12 protein-coding genes are annotated in these 14,847 nt (G+C 72.5%); 1 reads left to right on the top strand and 11 read right to left on the bottom strand.

The annotated features are described in order from the left end of the window. Positions 1-3: 3 nt before the first annotated feature. On the bottom strand, positions 4-2,247 hold the full coding sequence (locus AC5L38_RS36695; protein ID WP_495247447.1) for a TOMM precursor leader peptide-binding protein: 2,244 nt from the start codon (positions 2,245-2,247) through the stop codon (positions 4-6). A gap of 78 nt (positions 2,248-2,325) precedes the next feature. On the opposite strand from AC5L38_RS36695, the gene AC5L38_RS36690 reads away from it, so the two are divergent. Beyond that, entirely contained in the window at positions 2,326-4,923 is a 2,598-nt protein-coding gene (locus AC5L38_RS36690; RefSeq protein WP_495247409.1) for an ATP-binding protein, read from the top strand. Positions 4,924-5,096: 173 nt separating this feature from the next. Here the strand turns inward: AC5L38_RS36690 and AC5L38_RS36685 are convergent, their stop codons facing one another. From AC5L38_RS36685 to AC5L38_RS36640, 10 genes are all read right to left on the bottom strand, one after another. After that, the gene (locus AC5L38_RS36685; protein WP_495247408.1) at positions 5,097-6,524 is read right to left on the bottom strand and encodes an NAD(P)/FAD-dependent oxidoreductase; all 1,428 of its coding nucleotides are present in this window, start codon (positions 6,522-6,524) and stop codon (positions 5,097-5,099) included. Between the two features lie 102 nt (positions 6,525-6,626). Further along, the gene (locus AC5L38_RS36680; RefSeq protein WP_495247407.1) at positions 6,627-7,268 is read right to left on the bottom strand and encodes a VOC family protein; all 642 of its coding nucleotides are present in this window, start codon (positions 7,266-7,268) and stop codon (positions 6,627-6,629) included. After that, positions 7,202-8,047, bottom strand: coding sequence for a hypothetical protein (locus tag AC5L38_RS36675; RefSeq protein WP_495247406.1), 846 nt, complete (start codon positions 8,045-8,047; stop codon positions 7,202-7,204). The genes AC5L38_RS36680 and AC5L38_RS36675 overlap by 67 nt, the downstream gene beginning before the upstream one ends. A 74-nt stretch (positions 8,048-8,121) precedes the next feature. Beyond that, complete coding sequence (locus AC5L38_RS36670; RefSeq protein ID WP_495247405.1) at positions 8,122-8,916, bottom strand: alpha/beta fold hydrolase; 795 nt, start codon at positions 8,914-8,916, stop codon at positions 8,122-8,124. Next, the gene (locus AC5L38_RS36665; protein WP_495247404.1) at positions 8,913-9,914 is read right to left on the bottom strand and encodes a Rieske 2Fe-2S domain-containing protein; all 1,002 of its coding nucleotides are present in this window, start codon (positions 9,912-9,914) and stop codon (positions 8,913-8,915) included. The genes AC5L38_RS36670 and AC5L38_RS36665 overlap by 4 nt, the downstream gene beginning before the upstream one ends. Further along, positions 9,914-11,116: a flavin monoamine oxidase family protein gene (locus AC5L38_RS36660; RefSeq protein ID WP_495247403.1), complete on the bottom strand. Its 1,203-nt coding sequence runs from the start codon at positions 11,114-11,116 to the stop codon at positions 9,914-9,916. The genes AC5L38_RS36665 and AC5L38_RS36660 overlap by 1 nt, the downstream gene beginning before the upstream one ends. Beyond that, complete coding sequence (locus tag AC5L38_RS36655; protein ID WP_495247402.1) at positions 11,106-12,401, bottom strand: cytochrome P450; 1,296 nt, start codon at positions 12,399-12,401, stop codon at positions 11,106-11,108. The genes AC5L38_RS36660 and AC5L38_RS36655 overlap by 11 nt, the downstream gene beginning before the upstream one ends. 164 nt (positions 12,402-12,565) lie before the next feature. Next, on the bottom strand, positions 12,566-13,405 hold the full coding sequence (locus tag AC5L38_RS36650) for an ABC transporter permease (RefSeq protein WP_495247401.1): 840 nt from the start codon (positions 13,403-13,405) through the stop codon (positions 12,566-12,568). Then, on the bottom strand, positions 13,402-14,355 hold the full coding sequence (locus AC5L38_RS36645) for an ABC transporter ATP-binding protein (protein ID WP_495247400.1): 954 nt from the start codon (positions 14,353-14,355) through the stop codon (positions 13,402-13,404). The genes AC5L38_RS36650 and AC5L38_RS36645 overlap by 4 nt, the downstream gene beginning before the upstream one ends. Before the next feature lie 77 nt (positions 14,356-14,432). Beyond that, the gene (locus tag AC5L38_RS36640) at positions 14,433-14,816 is read right to left on the bottom strand and encodes a hypothetical protein (protein WP_495247399.1); all 384 of its coding nucleotides are present in this window, start codon (positions 14,814-14,816) and stop codon (positions 14,433-14,435) included. Positions 14,817-14,847 lie beyond the last annotated feature (31 nt).

Genomic DNA, 14,847 nt, shown 5'->3' with positions numbered 1-14,847 from the left:
GTCTCAGAAGAACACGTTCCAGGAGTTGATCTCGTCCTGGGGGGTCGGGCGGTCGAGCCAGCCGAGCCGCACCGGGGCGTCGTACAGGCGGCCGGGGGCCAGGCGGCGCCAGAAGTGCCGCAGGCCGGGGGCCATCACCTTGACGACGTTCAGCTCCAGGTCGGGGCGGGTCTGGTCGAGGACGATCACCTCGGAGCCGGCCGCCTCGATCGAGTCCACGCACCGGCGTACGCACTCGGCCAGGTCGGTGGGGGCGGGCGGGCCGACGGTGGTGAGCGGCTGGTCCCGGGCCGGCAGCAGCCAGGGCTCCCGGTCGATCACGGCGCCCTTGCACCAGGCGAGCATCTCCGGGTCGTCCACGCGGTAGAGCGTGTTGCCCTCCTCGTCACGCCGTTCCACGCTGGGCAGGAACTGGTTGAGCTCGGTGAGCGCGCGGAACGCCGCGATGCGCGGGTCGGGGTGGCTGCCGAAGCCGACCATGACGTCCTCGACCTCGTGGCGGCGCCGGGAGACCGCGGCGAACACCGGGATGCCCACGTCGGTGGTGAGGTCGAGCATCCACAGGTCGCGGTCCATGCCGTCGTAGAAGGCCCGCAGCTCGCCCACGTAGGGGTCGTCCAGGGAGTCGAGGTCGAAGCCGGGGCGGGGCAGCCGGTTGTACCACCACAGCGCCACCGAGTCGCGTTCGACCAGCTCGCAGATGCCCTGGAGGATGGCCTCCTCCAGGGTGTTGCCCGCGGCGCTGCCGTTGGAGTCGGCGATGCAGAAGAAGTGGCCGTAGAGGTCGGGGTGGCCGTACCAGGCGTAGGCGGCCGGGACCAGCCGCTCCTCGTCGCGGGTCAGCGACCAGGCCCGCGACCAGTCGAACGGCACCGTCTCCGGGAACGGGTCGGGCACCTGCTGCAGCCGGTGCGCCGGGTCGGCGTTCCACTCCTTGCGCCCGGCCCGCTGCTCGTCGGAGAAGAGCAGCATCCGGTCCGGGTGCACGGCCGTCGCCGGGTCCAGGTCGGCGTACGCGGCCCGGATGACCGGCTCGTCCCCGCGCCAGACCCCCGAGTAGCGTTCGATCGCCTCGCAGACCGCGCTGACCTTCGCCTGGATCTCCGAGCGCCCCTTGCCGCCGCTCTGGCCGCGCAGGTTGCGGCGGAGCAGGTCCATGCTGTCGTTGACCATCGCGAAGTTGTGTCCGGCGGCGTAGCTGAAGGTGAGGCCGGTGGGATCGCCGCCGATCGACCTCAGCTTGGTGATCGCGCCGAGGTACGGGCTGATGTGCCGCTCCAGCCGGTCGAACGTCTCCTGCGGTTGATCGACCCGGTAGCCGCCGTCGGTGACGTGGTTCGCCTGCCGCGGGGTGAGTACGATCTTGGGGTCGTCGTCGGGCGGGGTGCCGCACGAGGGGCACTGCGGCTGGCGGACGAGCACGTGCCTGCTGGTCTCCAGGGTCGCGAGGTCGAGGGCGACCATCTGGCCGCAGAGCGCGCCCGGCTCGCCGGTCGCCACGATCCTGGCGACCTCGGCGGCCAGCATCCCGGCCAGCGCCAGCGGCCCCGCCGCGATCTGCGCGCGCATCGGGTGCAGCGGCGTCCGCTCGCCCCGCTTGCCGGCGAGGTAGCGCTCCAGCTGGCGGTTGCCGCTGAGCCGTTGCGACAGGCACGACCAGCAGCCCGTGTGGTCGGGGTCGAGGTAGGGGCCGAGCCACGGGCTGACGCCGCCGGGCTTGGCCAGCAGCCAGGGCAGCCCGGACGCCAGCTGCAGCGCGTTGCGGCCCTCCAGGGCCGGGTCGAGGTAGTCGTCGACGAGCACGACCGACACCCCCTCGGCGGGCGCCTCGCCGATCGCGCCGGTGCCCACCTTCAGTCCCAGCTCGGTCAGGGCGTCCACGACCGGCGCGGCGTCCACCCCCTCGGCGGCCGAGACGGTGACCGGCGTGCCCCTGGTGACGGCCGCGGGGTCGATGCCCAGGGCGTCCCAGTAGGCCAGCACCCGCTCCGGCAGGTCGGGCCTGCCCTCCGCGAGGTGCCCCGCCGCCTCGTAGCGGCGCAGCGTGGTCAGCACCGTGGTGAACGGGACGCTGCCGGCCAGCTCCTGGACGATCTCGCTCACGGTCCTGCGACCGTCGAGGTGGGGAAGCACCGCCGCGGCGGCCTTCCCCGGCACGAGGAAGTCCTTTCCCTCCGCGTACAGGAAGACCCGCGATCCGTCCACGACCTCCGCATGGAAATGAGCCTTCAGCCGTGGACTCTCCATCGTCATCCGCCTTTTTTATATCAAGCTCTCGACACCCTCTTCATTGCGGATTTAAACACGGGGGAGACCGGATGGTGAATGCGCAAAAAATTGTACGCATCGCCCGGCCGATACTTAGGGCGCGGGCCCGGGAACCTCAGTATCGCCGCGGCTGTCGGGCTCACAACCCGGCCACCACGAAAGACGGGCACGCAACCCGTTGAGATCCGTATCGGAAGAATGGGACGATGGGGCATGGCTCCACTTCTTCACCGGGACCGAGAACTGACTGTATTCCGGGAGGCTATTGACGGGCTCCGGTCAGGAAAGCCGACCGTCGCGTCAATTCTTGGGGAAAACGGGACGGGCAAGAGCTCCCTGCTCGGCGCCATTACCGAGATGCTTCCCCCGCGCAGCCGGGTGCTGCGGGCACGCTGCCATCCGAGCGAGAGCCATTTCGCCTACGGCATGGTCCGCCAGCTCTTCGACCCGGTGCTCTCCTCCGGGGAGCGGACCCGCAGGCAGTTCGACCGCGCCTCGGGCGGCGACGGCGCGGCCACCCACGATTTGCTGCTCAACCTGTTCCACATCACCCGGGACCTGGTCGCGGACCATCCGGTGGTGATCGTGATCGACGACCTGTCCTTCGCCGACACGCCGTCGCTGCGGTGGTTCTCCTACATCGCGCGCCGCCTGGACGACCTGCCGGTGATGATGGTCGCCACGCTGCCCGGCAGCACCCCGGCCGGGCCGGCCGCGGATCTGGGCAAGCTGCCGTACGCGCGGTTCGTCCAGCTCAGACCGCTCTGTGCCACCTGTACGGCCGACTTCGTCGCGGAGGCGCTGGGCGCGCCGCCCGACGTGGAGCTGGCCGCGCTCTGCCACACGCTGTCGCAGGGGAACCCGCTGGTGCTGCGCGAGCTGACCAGCCGGATGCGGCAGGCCAGGATCAGCCCGGGCGAGCCCGACGCCGACCAGGTGCTGGAGATCGGCACGGCGGCCCTGTCGGACACCGTGCTCGAATGGCTGCACGACCACGACCCGGTGGCCTCGGAGCTGCTCACCCAGCTCGCCGTCATGGGGCCGGACACCGACATCACCGTGGCGGCGATCCTGCTGAGCCAGGGCGAGCCGCAGATCCGGCAGGCCCGCCGGGCCCTCGTCCAGGCGGGTCTCGTCACGGAGGGGCCGCCCGTGCGGTTCCGCAACCCCCTGATCCGCGCCGCCGTGCTGTCGCGCATCGACAACCAGACCCGGATCGGCCTGCACGAGCGCGGGGCCGCGCTGCTGGACAGGCTGGGCGCGCCGGCCGCGCAGACCGCCGAGCACCTGATGCTCACCGACTCCGACTGGGGGGTCCCGGTGCTGCGCAGGGCGGCCACCGAGGCGGTCGCGGCCCGCGAGTACGACGACGCGACCCGGTACCTGCGCCGCGCGCTCGCCTGCTCCGGCGACCCGGCCACCATCCACGAGCTGACGTTGCAACTCGGCATGGTCGAGCTCCGCCACGACCTGGACGCCTGCGTCCGGCACGCCGAGGCGCTGGTCACCACCGCCCCCGACCCCACCCGGCGGGCCAGGTCGCTGCTGAACCTGGCCAGCCCCGCGCTGGCCGCCAGCACGGTGGGTGTCAGGCCGTTCGTCACCGCGGCCCACGAGCTGGCGACCGTGGCGGACCCGCCGAGGGAGCCGCTGTTGCGGCTCAGCGCGCAGGGGGTGCTGTCGGGATACCGCACCGGGCTGCGCAGGTCGCTGCGGATGGCCGTGTCGGGCGTGCAGGACGCGGCGGCGAAGGAGTTCTCCGGAGCGCTGGCGGCGATGGTCGCGGCGGGCGGACGCTACCCGGACACCGCCAGGCGGCTGGCGATGCGGGCCACCAGGGAACGCTCCCGCAGGGATCGTCCGGTCGGGACCGGCCTGGTGGGCGCCGCGCTGGCGTTCGGCTGGACGGGACGGCCCGAGGAGGCGCTCGACGTGTGCGCCAGGATCCTGCAGGACGCCCGCACCTGGGACCAGCCGGACCTGCACGCGCTCGGGCTGCTCCTGCGGTCGGACGTCGGCCACCGGCGGGGCGAGTCCGCCGACAGCCTGCGGGACGCGCTCGACGCGCGGGAGGGGGCCGAGCTGATCGGCGCGCGGGTGCTCGCCACGGCGGCCCGCGCCTGCGGCGCGCGGGCCCTGATCCGGCTGGACCGCGCGGAGGACGCCGCGGCGCTGATGCGCGAGACGACGACCCCCGCGGACGCCCACCCCCTGGTCAAGAGCATGGTCCTGGAGGTCCAGGGGCTGATCGCGGCGGCGGCCGACGACCACGTCACCGCGCTGAGCCTGTTCCTCGACTGCGGTCACCGGCTCTCCGCCCGCGGCATCACCAACCCCGCCTGCCTGCCCTGGCGCGCCCACGCCGCCAGGGCCTACACCGCGCTGGGCGAGCACTCCGCCGCCCGTACGATCGCCGCCGAGCCGTCGGTGAGCCGCGACCACGACGCGCCGGACGCGCCGCCGCCGCACGCCCGGATCGTGCTCACCCCCGCCGAGCAGCGGGTCGTCGAGCTCGTACGGCAGGGCATGAGCAGCATGGAGGTCGCCGAGCGGCTCTGCCTGAGCAAGCGCACCATCGACACCCACCTGGGCCGCATCTACCGCAAGCTCGGCATCCGAGGACGGCACCAGCTGTCCACCGCCCTCGGACTCTGAGCGGTTCCCGCTCGGTGTGAGGTCACCGGTTCGGCTGCCTGCCGGAGCGGTTCCCGGTCAAGGGGCACCGGTTCGGCCGTCCGCCGGAGTGGGGTCACCGGTTCGGCTGTCCTCCGGGGCGGTCCCCGGTCAGGGGGCGCCGGTCGGGCCGTCCGCCGGAGTGGTGACCCCGGTCAGCGCGGGGCCACCGGTTCGGCGTCGACGGCCCTGCCGATGCCCAGTCTCGGCTCGGTGACCAGGTACAGGCCGGTCGCGTCGCCTGGGCCGCCTGGGCCGCCGGGATTCGTGCCCGAGGCCGGGCCGCCGGCCTTCCCGGCGACCAGCTCGTTGGCGAGCACCATCGCGTCCAGCGGGGCCGCGCCGCCGACGCGGGTGGCGTCGTCCAGGTCGGTCAGGCCCGAGGTGATCGAGGCGAAGGCGCCGTCGGAGGGCACCGGGGCGTCGCCGCCGCGCTTTCTCATCAGCTGCGGGTACTGACCCCTGGCCAGACGCTGGGCCAGCCAGAAGTAGCTGTTCTTGCCCCGGTACTGCTCGTAGAACCCGGCGACCATGGAGAACATCCGGCCGTAGGCGTTGCGGTAGTGGGACTCGTGGAATCCCAGCGCCTCGCGCTCGGTGACCTCCCCGGCGTGCGTGGACAGGATGCTCGCCGCCGCCAGCATGCCGCTGTACATGGCCAGGTGCACACCGGTGGAGAGCAGCGGGTCGAGGAAGCAGGCGGAGTCGCCCGCGAGGAAGTAGCCGGGGCCGCAGAAGCTGTCGGCCGAGTAGGAGAAGTCCCGCTCGACGCGGACCTCGCCCTCGAAGCGGCCGCCCGCCACCAGCTCCGCCACCGTCTCCGACTCCGCGACCAGGGCGTGGAACATCGCCTGCTGCGAGGGGAACTCGGGCCTGCGGGCCAGGAAGTGGTCCTGGTGGGTGACGAAGCCGACGCTGTAGACGTCGCCGCTGAGCGGGATGACCCAGTACCAGCCGTTGAGGGCGGAGATGACGTTGATGCCGCCCCGGGGGGTGCGGGGGAGCAGGGCGCCGCCCTGGTAGTAGCCCCAGATGGCGACGTTGCGGAAGACGTCGTGCGGCCGCCGGTCGCGGAAGTGCTGGGAGGAGAGCACGCCGGCGCGGCCCGAGGCGTCCACCACGAAGTCGGCCGGGGACTCCCGGAGGCGCCCGTCGCGCGTCCACTCCACGCCCACGGCACGCTCGTCGTCGAAGAGGACCTTCTTCACCTGCGCGCCCTGCACCACCTCGACGCCCTGGTCGGCGGCGTGCCTGAGCAGGACGTCGTCGAAGTCGGCGCGGTCCACCTGCCAGGAGCGCACCTGGTCGCCGAAGAGGTCCGGCCAGTTGATCGTCCAGTCGCGCTCCGCGCCCCAGCGGAGCAGCAGGCCCTCCTTGACCTGGTAGCCGCGGGCCTCGATCTTCTCCCGGGCGCCGACGAGGTCGATGATGGCCCGGCAGGAAGAGGAGATCGACTCGCCGATGTGGTAGCGGGGGAAGAAATCCCGTTCCAGCAGGCGGACCCGGGCGCCGGCCCGGGCCAGCAGCGCCGACGAGATCGCTCCCGCCGGGCCTCCGCCGATGACGACCACATCAGGCGCCATGAAATACCCCTCCCATGCGAGAATTGCTCACTCCGGAATCATCGCAACGGCGGGGAATGTTGTTAATACGTATTTATGCTCATTGTGATACGCATTTCTGGATTAATTCCCGCTGGTGAGGCCGAAGACCGCGCCCATGGGATCGGCGAACAGGCCCGACCCCAGCGGACGGGCCCCGGCGCCTTCGGCGTTCCCGGCACCGGGGATGCCGAAGAACGGCACCCAGCCGGTCCTGGACGAGGCACGGATCGTCAGGGGCACGTCACCGTACAAACCCCGATAGAACTCCTCGGCCACGGCCGGGCGGGCGGTGTGCAGCTCGCAGGCGCGCAGGGCGCCGGGCTCGTCCACCAGGACCACGCCCTCGTCCCGGCCGCCCTCCCAGAAACCGACCGCCGCGCCCGAGGGGTCGACGGCCAGGCAGAGGCGGCCGTCCTCGCCCGAGGGCACCGGGCCCATCACGACGCGGCCGCCCAGGCGTCCGACCTCCGTCCGGGTGTGGTCGAGGTCCTTGGACGCGAGGTAGACGTTCCACGACGAGCCGGGACCCATGCCCAGCGGGCCGGGCCCGAGGCCGCCGATGATCTCCCCGCGCAACGTGATCAGGTGGTAGCCGCGATCGTTCTCCCTGGTGAACTCCCAGCCGAACAGGCCGCCGTAGAACTGTTTCGCGCCGGTCAGGTCGACGGTGACGTGATCGACCCAGCAAGGTGTTCCCGGGCCGTACGCGGTCCGCCGGGGCATGGCGTCTCCTGGATCATGTCGTCGATGAGTGCCGCGGCCTCCTCCGCGCCGCCGAACTCCGGCATGAGCAGCCGGTAGCGGGGCGCGTCGGCCAGGTCCGAGGTGTTCGGCGGCCAGACGTGCGGCTGGAAGGCCCAGGGCTCCAGCCTGCAGCGGTCGCCGTCTCCCTGGCAGAGCCTGACCAGTGTGGGCGGGGCGAGCCTGGCGGTGATGGGGATGATCGGGCCCAGCAATTCCGGACGGACCAGAACGGACTCCCCGGCCAGCGTCGGCTGGGCTCGCCGCCAGCTGCCGGGGGCCGCCTCCGGGCCGATCAGGCCGCCGGTCCTGGCCGACTCCAGGGCGCTGCCGCGCAGGTCCAGCGGGACCTGGAAGGGGAGCGTGTGGCCGGTGGCCCGGTCGACCACGAGGAGCTGTCCCGACACCGGCCGCCAGGACCGCCCGGCCAGCGCGGCCGCCACGCCCGCGCTGGGCGAGCAGGAGCTGCCGACCAGCGCGACCGTCGCGTCGTCCTTGGCCATGACGACGGCGCGCATCACCAGGAAGAGGTGGTCGAGCACGGCGAACGGGGGGAGAGGGGGTGGCATCGTGCTCCATCCGCGGAACACGCGACGCTGGAGCAACATCCCGTCGGGACGGTGGACCAGCAGTTCCCCGTCCGAGGGCTTGTCGGTGAGAAGCTTCACGACCAGCTGTGGCTCGCCGGTCTCCACGAGGTGGTGGCCGAACAGGAACGTCATGTCGCCGAGGCTGAGCTCGGTGAGGACCATGATGGTCATGCCGAAGAAATTCAACAACAGGGGCAACTAACCCCCCTTACGGGTGTCCAACTGCAAACGCTCGTACAACAGCCTCAAACCCGATCTACTCTCTCAGATAACGCCAGTCCCGCAAATACCACTTTTGCTGACATTTCCGGCTGTTCTAGTAGAGGAAGGTGTCCGGAGTTAGGGATTGTCCGAATTTGGCATCGGGGGACCGTACGCCGCAATGTCTCGGCGTTGGCCACGAAGGTGGGCATGTCCGAGTCGCCGACGACCACCGTGGTCGCGGCCTCGATCCGGGTCAGGTCCTCGGGCGGGTGCCGGTGCGCGCTGAGGGCGGCCATCGCCCCCGTGTCCAGCTCGGCCCAGGAGTGCCCGCCGATCACCGCGCGCAGCCGGGCCCGCAGCTCGGGGTGCGCCTCGGTGCCGCGGAAGATGTCCGGCGGGGAGCTCATCCACAGCTCGGCCATCTGCTCCGGCCCGCCCCCCGCCCTGCGCACCATCATGAGCTCCATGTAGCGCCGCCGGGCCGCGGGGTCGGGTGGCGCGCCGCCGAGCGTCGGCGCCGCGAGCACCAGGTGCTGTACGACCTCGGGCGCCTCCAGCGCCATCTGCAGCGCGACGCTGGAACCGAAGGAGAGTCCCACGACCCGGTCCGCCCGCTCGGCCTCGGCGATTTCAGTCAGCCGTAATGCAAGCGACGGCAGAGTCGTACCGGGGCGCAGCGGTTCGGAGCCGCCGTGACCGGGAAGATCCACGCCGACGTGCCGCCAGCCCGGCAGCAGCTCCCACAGCGGTCTCCACAGCGTGAGGTCCATGGTGTAGCCGTGCACCCACAGCACCGCGGGGCCCGTCCCCGACGCGACGACCCGCAACCCGTTCACGCGGGCCTCCCGAGAGCGGACTCCCCGGAGGCAGACCCCGCAGAGGCCGGCTTCCCGGAGCCCGGTTCCCCAAGGGCCGGTTCCCCGGAGCCCGGCTCCCCGAAGGTCGAGCAGAACTCCCGGTAGGCCACCACCGCCACGTCCCTGCTGTCGAACCGGGGCACCGCCCGCGGGTTCAGCCGCTCCCAGATCACCGCGTCCTCGGCGAGCGCGCGCTCGCTGCCGTGGATGAGCAGCGGCAGCTCCCCCCGCTGCTCCGGGCGGACCCCGATCGCCACCCGCGCCACGCACCCGCCCCTCTCGTACGGCACGGCGGCGGTGACGATGACCTGCTCCCAGCCCGGCGGCCCGAAGCGGGTGACGACCACGCCCGGACTGTAGGCACGGGCCAGGAACCGCGCCCGGGTGACCCGCTGCCCGGAGGCGCTCCCCGGCTTGGCCCCCATGACGAACTCGCCCTCGATGACGAGCTCGCCCTCCTCCCCGTCCCGATGCGCCATCCCGCGCAGCCGTGGCACCTTGTGCACCTCGGTGAAGTGGTCGATGTCGAAGGCGTTCTCCACGATCAGCGCCGGATCGGCGTCCACCGGCCTGACCACGGCCGCCGTGAGCGGGTGGGTCGCCTCCAGCTCCTTGAGCGCCCTGGTGAGCCCCCGGTCGTCGTCAGGCCCGTCCGAGAGCCGGACGAACACGGCCTCACCGGAGACGACCACGTGGTGCTCGCGCACCGACAGCCGCCCGCCGGCGTCGCCCAGCGCGATCCGGCGGCCGTGGAACGGGCAGACCAGGCAGCCGCCGGAGAGCCGTCCCCCGTAGCCGAGATGCGCGCCCCGATGCGGGCAGTCGGCGTCGAAGACGCGGATCCCCGTCTCGTCCCGTACGGCCACCAGCCGCCGGGGCCCGATCTCCAGGGGGGTCACCTCGGCCGTCAGTTCCGAGGTGAAGGCCGGTAGGTACCAGCCTGAGTGCGGTCGTTCCGGACAAGGGTAAGACGTCATCAGCCCATCGCCTCCAGGAGCCGGTCGGCGGCGATCGCCCCGCTGGCGATCGCCCCCTGAACCCACGGCAGTCGCGTCCCCGAGACCGTGGCCTCGCCCGCGAAGAACAGCGTGTCCGCGACCGGCTCGGCCCAGGTCGCGGGAGCGCGCTCGGCGCCGAGCAGCGGCGCGGTGAACGCGCCCCCGCTCCACGGGTCGGTCCCCCAGTCGGCGACCTCCGTGTCCACCACCCGGGCCCGCGCGGCCCAGGGCAGGGCCACCGCGAGCAGGGCCGACAGGCCGGGACCGGAGGCGGCGCGCACGCAGGCGGCCGCCGCGTCCCTGGCCACGATCAGCGCCTCGGGACGGCCCTCCCGGCAGCTCACGAAACCGCCCGCCCCGTCCGCGTCGAACACCGACGCCGTCTCCGGGGCGGGGACGGACAGGGTCGCGACGACGCAGCAGCCGTCCCCGCCGGCCAGGTCCCGGGCGGCCTCGGCCTTGTGGCCGGGCAGGTCCTTGATGGTGAGCGTGCCGCGGGCCACGACGGAGGGCGGCACGGTCACCACCACCCGCCCGGCCTCCACGGTCCCGGCCGGCGTCCGCGCGCCGACCCGTCCCGGAGACCAGCCGAGCACCTCGACGGGACAGCCGGTGCGCACGTCGAGCCCCGCGGCCAGCCGTCGCGGCAGCAGGTCGAACCCGCCGGACACCACGAACTCCCCCCGCCCGGCGGTGTCCCCCCGCTGGGCCGCGGCCACGCCCTCGGCGCTGAGCCGGTCCGGGTCGGCGGCCCAGATCTGCCGGAACCACTCGCTCGCCACCGGGTGCGGCCCGCCCCTGTCCGCGAGCCAGCCGTTCACCGACTCACCGGCCCGGGCGCCCTCGGCGTTCAGCCGTGCCTCCAGCGCCCACGGCGGGTTCGGCGTGCGGGCCAGCGCCCCCATGGGACGGCCCACCCGCCCGCTGACCACCCGGGCTGCGGCCGGCCTCGGCGCCGTCTCGGTCTCCACGATCTCGTGTACGGGGTTGCGGTCGCCGTGGACGACCTGCGCGCCCAGCTCCAGCGAGGGCCCGCCGTCCGCGGGCCGGAACGTCCGTATCCGGCCGCCCACTCGTGACCTGGCCTCGACCACCACGGTACGTACCCCGGCCTCGGCCAGGCGGGTGGCGCAGGTCAGCCCGCTGACCCCCGCGCCGATCACCAGCACCTCAGCACGCATCCCCGCCTCCCGGCTCCGCATGGACAGCACCCGGCTCCGCAGGGGGAGCACCCGGCTCCGCATGGACAGCACCCGGCTCCGCAAGGAGAGCACCCGGGTCCGCAGGGTCGGCGTCCAGGTTCACCGGGAGCGCGCGCAGCCGCCGGGGGATCAGGGTGGCGGCCCAGGCGGGTTCCGCGTCGGCCAGTGACGCGGCCGGGAACCGCCGGGCCAGCCGGGACAGCAGCACCGCCCCGGTCTGCCGGACGAGCTGCGCCGCCAGGCAGAAGTGCGGTCCCCCGCCGAAGGCCAGGTGCGGGTTGGGCGTCCGGCCGAGCAGCAGCTCCCCGGGCCTGTCGAAGACGGCCGGATCCCGGTTGGCGGCGGCCACGACCGCCAGCACCCTGGCCCCCCGGGGCACCTCCCCGCCGGGCAGTGTCACGTTCTCGACCGCGACCCTGGCCGTGAACGGGATCGGCGCCTCCAGCCGCAGCAGCTCGTCCATCGCGGTGCGCGCCAGTTCGTCGCCGCCCTCGCGCAGCGCGGCCAGCGCCTCCGGGCGGGGCAGCAGCCAGTACAGCGCGTTGCCGATCGCCTCGGCCAGCGGCTGCCAGCCGCCCACCACGGCCAGCCCGAGCACCCCGAGCATCTCGGGCCGGGTGAGCCGGTCGTCGGCGGCGAACCGGGTCAGCGGGCTGGGCGCGGCGACCGCGAGGTGCCCGTCCAGGAACCGGCTCAGCTCCGCCATCGCCGACCTGCCCAGCGCCGCGACCTGCGGCCCGGCCAGCGGATCCAGGTTGATCGAGGCCGCCTGGGCGAGCTGCGCGAAGACCTTCCCGTCGCTCTCGGCCAGCCCGAACAGCCGCAGGAAGACCGAGGTGGCCAGCGGGCTCCCGATCTCCCTCACCGCGTCGACCACGGTCCCGCCCGCCAGCCGTTCGAGAAGGTCGTCCACGTCGGCGGCGATCCCCCCGGCCACCGACGCGATCGCCGCCGGTCCGAGCAGCAGCAGTCCCGGCGCGCGCAGCCGCGTGTGGTCGGGCGGGTCCGTGGTGAGCATCGACGGCGGCAACTCCTCGCCGCGCGCCCGCCCCTGCTGCCCGGCGCTCGCCGAGAACCCCCGGTCACGCAGTACGGCGGCGCAGTCGGCGTGCCCGGTCACCAGCCACAGCCGCGACGTCGCGTCGTGGTGGACGGGGGCGTGGGAGCGCAGCCAGTCGTAGGCCGGATAGGGGTCGGCCCGTCCCGAGGGGGAGAAGGGGTGGGACAGGTGGGCGGGGAGCCGGATCTGAGTGCCTGCCGTCACGCGTCAGTTTCCCTTGCTGTCACTTGCCTGATCAGGGGCCCGGGTGGATCGCCGCACGCGCCGGGTACTCGGCCGGATCGCCGCACACGTCAGGTACTTGGCTGGATCGCCGCACACACCGGGTACTCGGCCGGATCGCCGCACACGCCGGGTGCCTGGACGGGTCACCGCACGCGCGCGTTGCGCCAGCCGAACGTCAGCGCGGTCAGCAGCAGGCCGCCGGCCGCCCACAGCCCGAGGACCAGCGCGACACGGCCGAGCTCCCAGCCGCCCGCCGGTTCCACGACGGTGAAGGCGTCCGGCAGGAAGACCGCGCGGAACCCCTGCGCCATCCACTTCACCGGGAACAGCGCGGCCGTGGTCTGCATCCACGCGGGAAGCTGGTGGAAGGGGTAGAAGACTCCGGAGATGAACTGCAGCACCATGAACACCGGTGTCACGATCGCCGCGGCGGAACGGCTGTTCGGGATCGCCGCGCTGTAGGCGATCCCGGTCAGCGCGCACGTGACGGTGCCCAGCGTCAGCACCCAGGCGAGGGTGAACCAGCGCTGCGCGGTGCCGGGCAGGGGCAGCCCGAACGCGGTCACCGCGATGCCCAGCAGCAGCGCCATCTCCACCACGGTGGTCACCACGACCTTCACCAGCTTGCCGATGAAGTAGGCGGACTTGGGCATCGGCGTCATCGCCAGCCTGCTGATGAGCCCGGTGTCCCGCTCGATCGCGATGTTGATGGCGAGCCCGGAGAAGGCGGTGCTCATCACACCTGCGGCCACGATGCCCGCCATGAAGACCTGCCGGAAATCGATCTCGGTGCCCTGCACCTTGCCGGTGAAGATCGCGCCGAACACCACCAGCAGGATCACCGGGAAGAACAGGGTGAAGACCAGCGACTGCCTGTTGCGGAAGAACGACTTCAGCTCGACCGACGACCGGGCGGCACTGGCCCGCCACAGGTCGGACAGCGGCCCGCTGCCGGGCGCGCGAACGGGTTCCGTGACGTTCACGTGTTCTCCTCCGGCTGTTCCCGGTGCCGGTCGATGAGGTTGAGGTAGATCTCTTCCAGGGTGAGCCGGTGCACGGTCAGCTCGGGCAGCTCGGCCCCGGCCCAGTCACCCAGCAGGCTCACCAGCCGGGTCGGCTCCGAGGTCAGCACGGTGACCGGGTCGCCGGCGCCCGCCGGTCCCGGTTCGAGCACCGCCCCCGGGGGCAGGCCGGGCAGGTCCCGGCCGGCCAGCGACTCGGAGCGCCGGAACGACACGGTGGCCGGGGTCGTCTCCCGCCCGCCCAGCTCGCCCGGCGGCCCGCAGGCCACCAGCCGCCCGCCCGCGATCACTCCCACCCGCGTGGCCAGTGTCTCGGCCTCGTCCAGGTAGTGGGTCGTCAGCACCGTGGTGCGGCCGCGCCCGGAGAAGAACCGCACCAGGTCCCACGCCTCGCGGCGGGCGACCGGGTCGAGCCCGGTGGTGGGCTCGTCAAGGAAGATCAGTTCGGGGTCGCCGATCACGCCGACCGCCACGTCCAGGCGGCGCTGCTGGCCGCCGGACAGTTCCGTGGTCCTCTTCTTCTCGTACGTTCCCAGGCCGACCATGTCGAGCACCTGCGTGGGCGGCAGCGGCCTGGGGTACATGGCGGCGAACTGTCTCACCACCTCACCCACGGTGAGATCGGGATAGGCGCCGGTGGACTGGCCGACCACCCCGATACGCGCCCGCCATTCCCGCGGGTCCCTGGCCGGATCCTGGCCGAGGACCTGCACGTCTCCACCGCTTCGCCGCCGTACTCCCGTCAGTATTTCGACGGTCGTGGTCTTTCCCGCGCCGTTCGGCCCGAGCAGGGCGAACACCTCACCCGGGTGCACCCGCAGGTTCAGATCGGTGAGCACAACGTGCTCTCCGTAACGCTTGTTCAGGCCGGTGACGGCGACCGGATCATTTTCCGCGGCGGCGGAAGCCATCGACTTATTCCTCCGATGGAGACGAGAACGGGAACGGCACGGCGATTTTCAAATCATGATGAAAAAGGCGCCGGAGATCAGGTGCAGCAGCAGCAGGGGCAGCAGCAGTAGTAGCAGGCCTCCGCCTCGGCGCCGGCCGAGATGTCCGACAGGTCGCCCTCGCTGAGCTCGGCGGCGTCGACCACCGGCGTCTCAGGGATGTGGAACTCGAACTGCCCGGTCGCCAGGCCCACCTCCCACAGACCGACCTGGACGTCCAGGTTGCCCTCCTCGTGCCCCTCGGGGATGTGCCGGACGATGACGATCTCGGCGTCCTCCGGGACGACCAGCCCGGACTCGGCCAGCGCGGCACGCGGGTTCGCGGTCAGCCGGGCCGCGTACTCCTCGTCCGACCAGGCGGTGATGAGCGTGCGGGTGTAGGCGTTGATGAATTCCGCGCGCTCCTGCGGTTCGAGTGCCATGCGATTCTCCCTCTCGGGTGTTTGCCGCTGC

Source organism: Streptosporangium nanhuense (assembly GCF_059358815.1).
This window is presented reverse-complemented; position numbering and strand designations above follow the sequence as displayed.

What these genes read in the sequence shown, in the direction of transcription:
- AC5L38_RS36675 (WP_495247406.1), bottom strand. Translation starts at nt 8,047, where the DNA reads ATGACCATCATGGTCCTCACCGAGCTCAGCCTCGGCGACATGACGTTC.
- AC5L38_RS36665 (WP_495247404.1), bottom strand. Translation starts at nt 9,914, where the DNA reads ATGACGTCTTACCCTTGTCCGGAACGACCGCACTCAGGCTGGTACCTA.
- AC5L38_RS36685 (WP_495247408.1), bottom strand. Translation starts at nt 6,524, where the DNA reads ATGGCGCCTGATGTGGTCGTCATCGGCGGAGGCCCGGCGGGAGCGATC.
- AC5L38_RS36690 (WP_495247409.1), top strand. Translation starts at nt 2,326, where the DNA reads ATGCGCAAAAAATTGTACGCATCGCCCGGCCGATACTTAGGGCGCGGG.
- AC5L38_RS36695 (WP_495247447.1), bottom strand. Translation starts at nt 2,247, where the DNA reads ATGGAGAGTCCACGGCTGAAGGCTCATTTCCATGCGGAGGTCGTGGAC.
- AC5L38_RS36640 (WP_495247399.1), bottom strand. Translation starts at nt 14,816, where the DNA reads ATGGCACTCGAACCGCAGGAGCGCGCGGAATTCATCAACGCCTACACC.
- AC5L38_RS36660 (WP_495247403.1), bottom strand. Translation starts at nt 11,116, where the DNA reads ATGCGTGCTGAGGTGCTGGTGATCGGCGCGGGGGTCAGCGGGCTGACC.
- AC5L38_RS36680 (WP_495247407.1), bottom strand. Translation starts at nt 7,268, where the DNA reads ATGCCCCGGCGGACCGCGTACGGCCCGGGAACACCTTGCTGGGTCGAT.
- AC5L38_RS36645 (WP_495247400.1), bottom strand. Translation starts at nt 14,355, where the DNA reads ATGGCTTCCGCCGCCGCGGAAAATGATCCGGTCGCCGTCACCGGCCTG.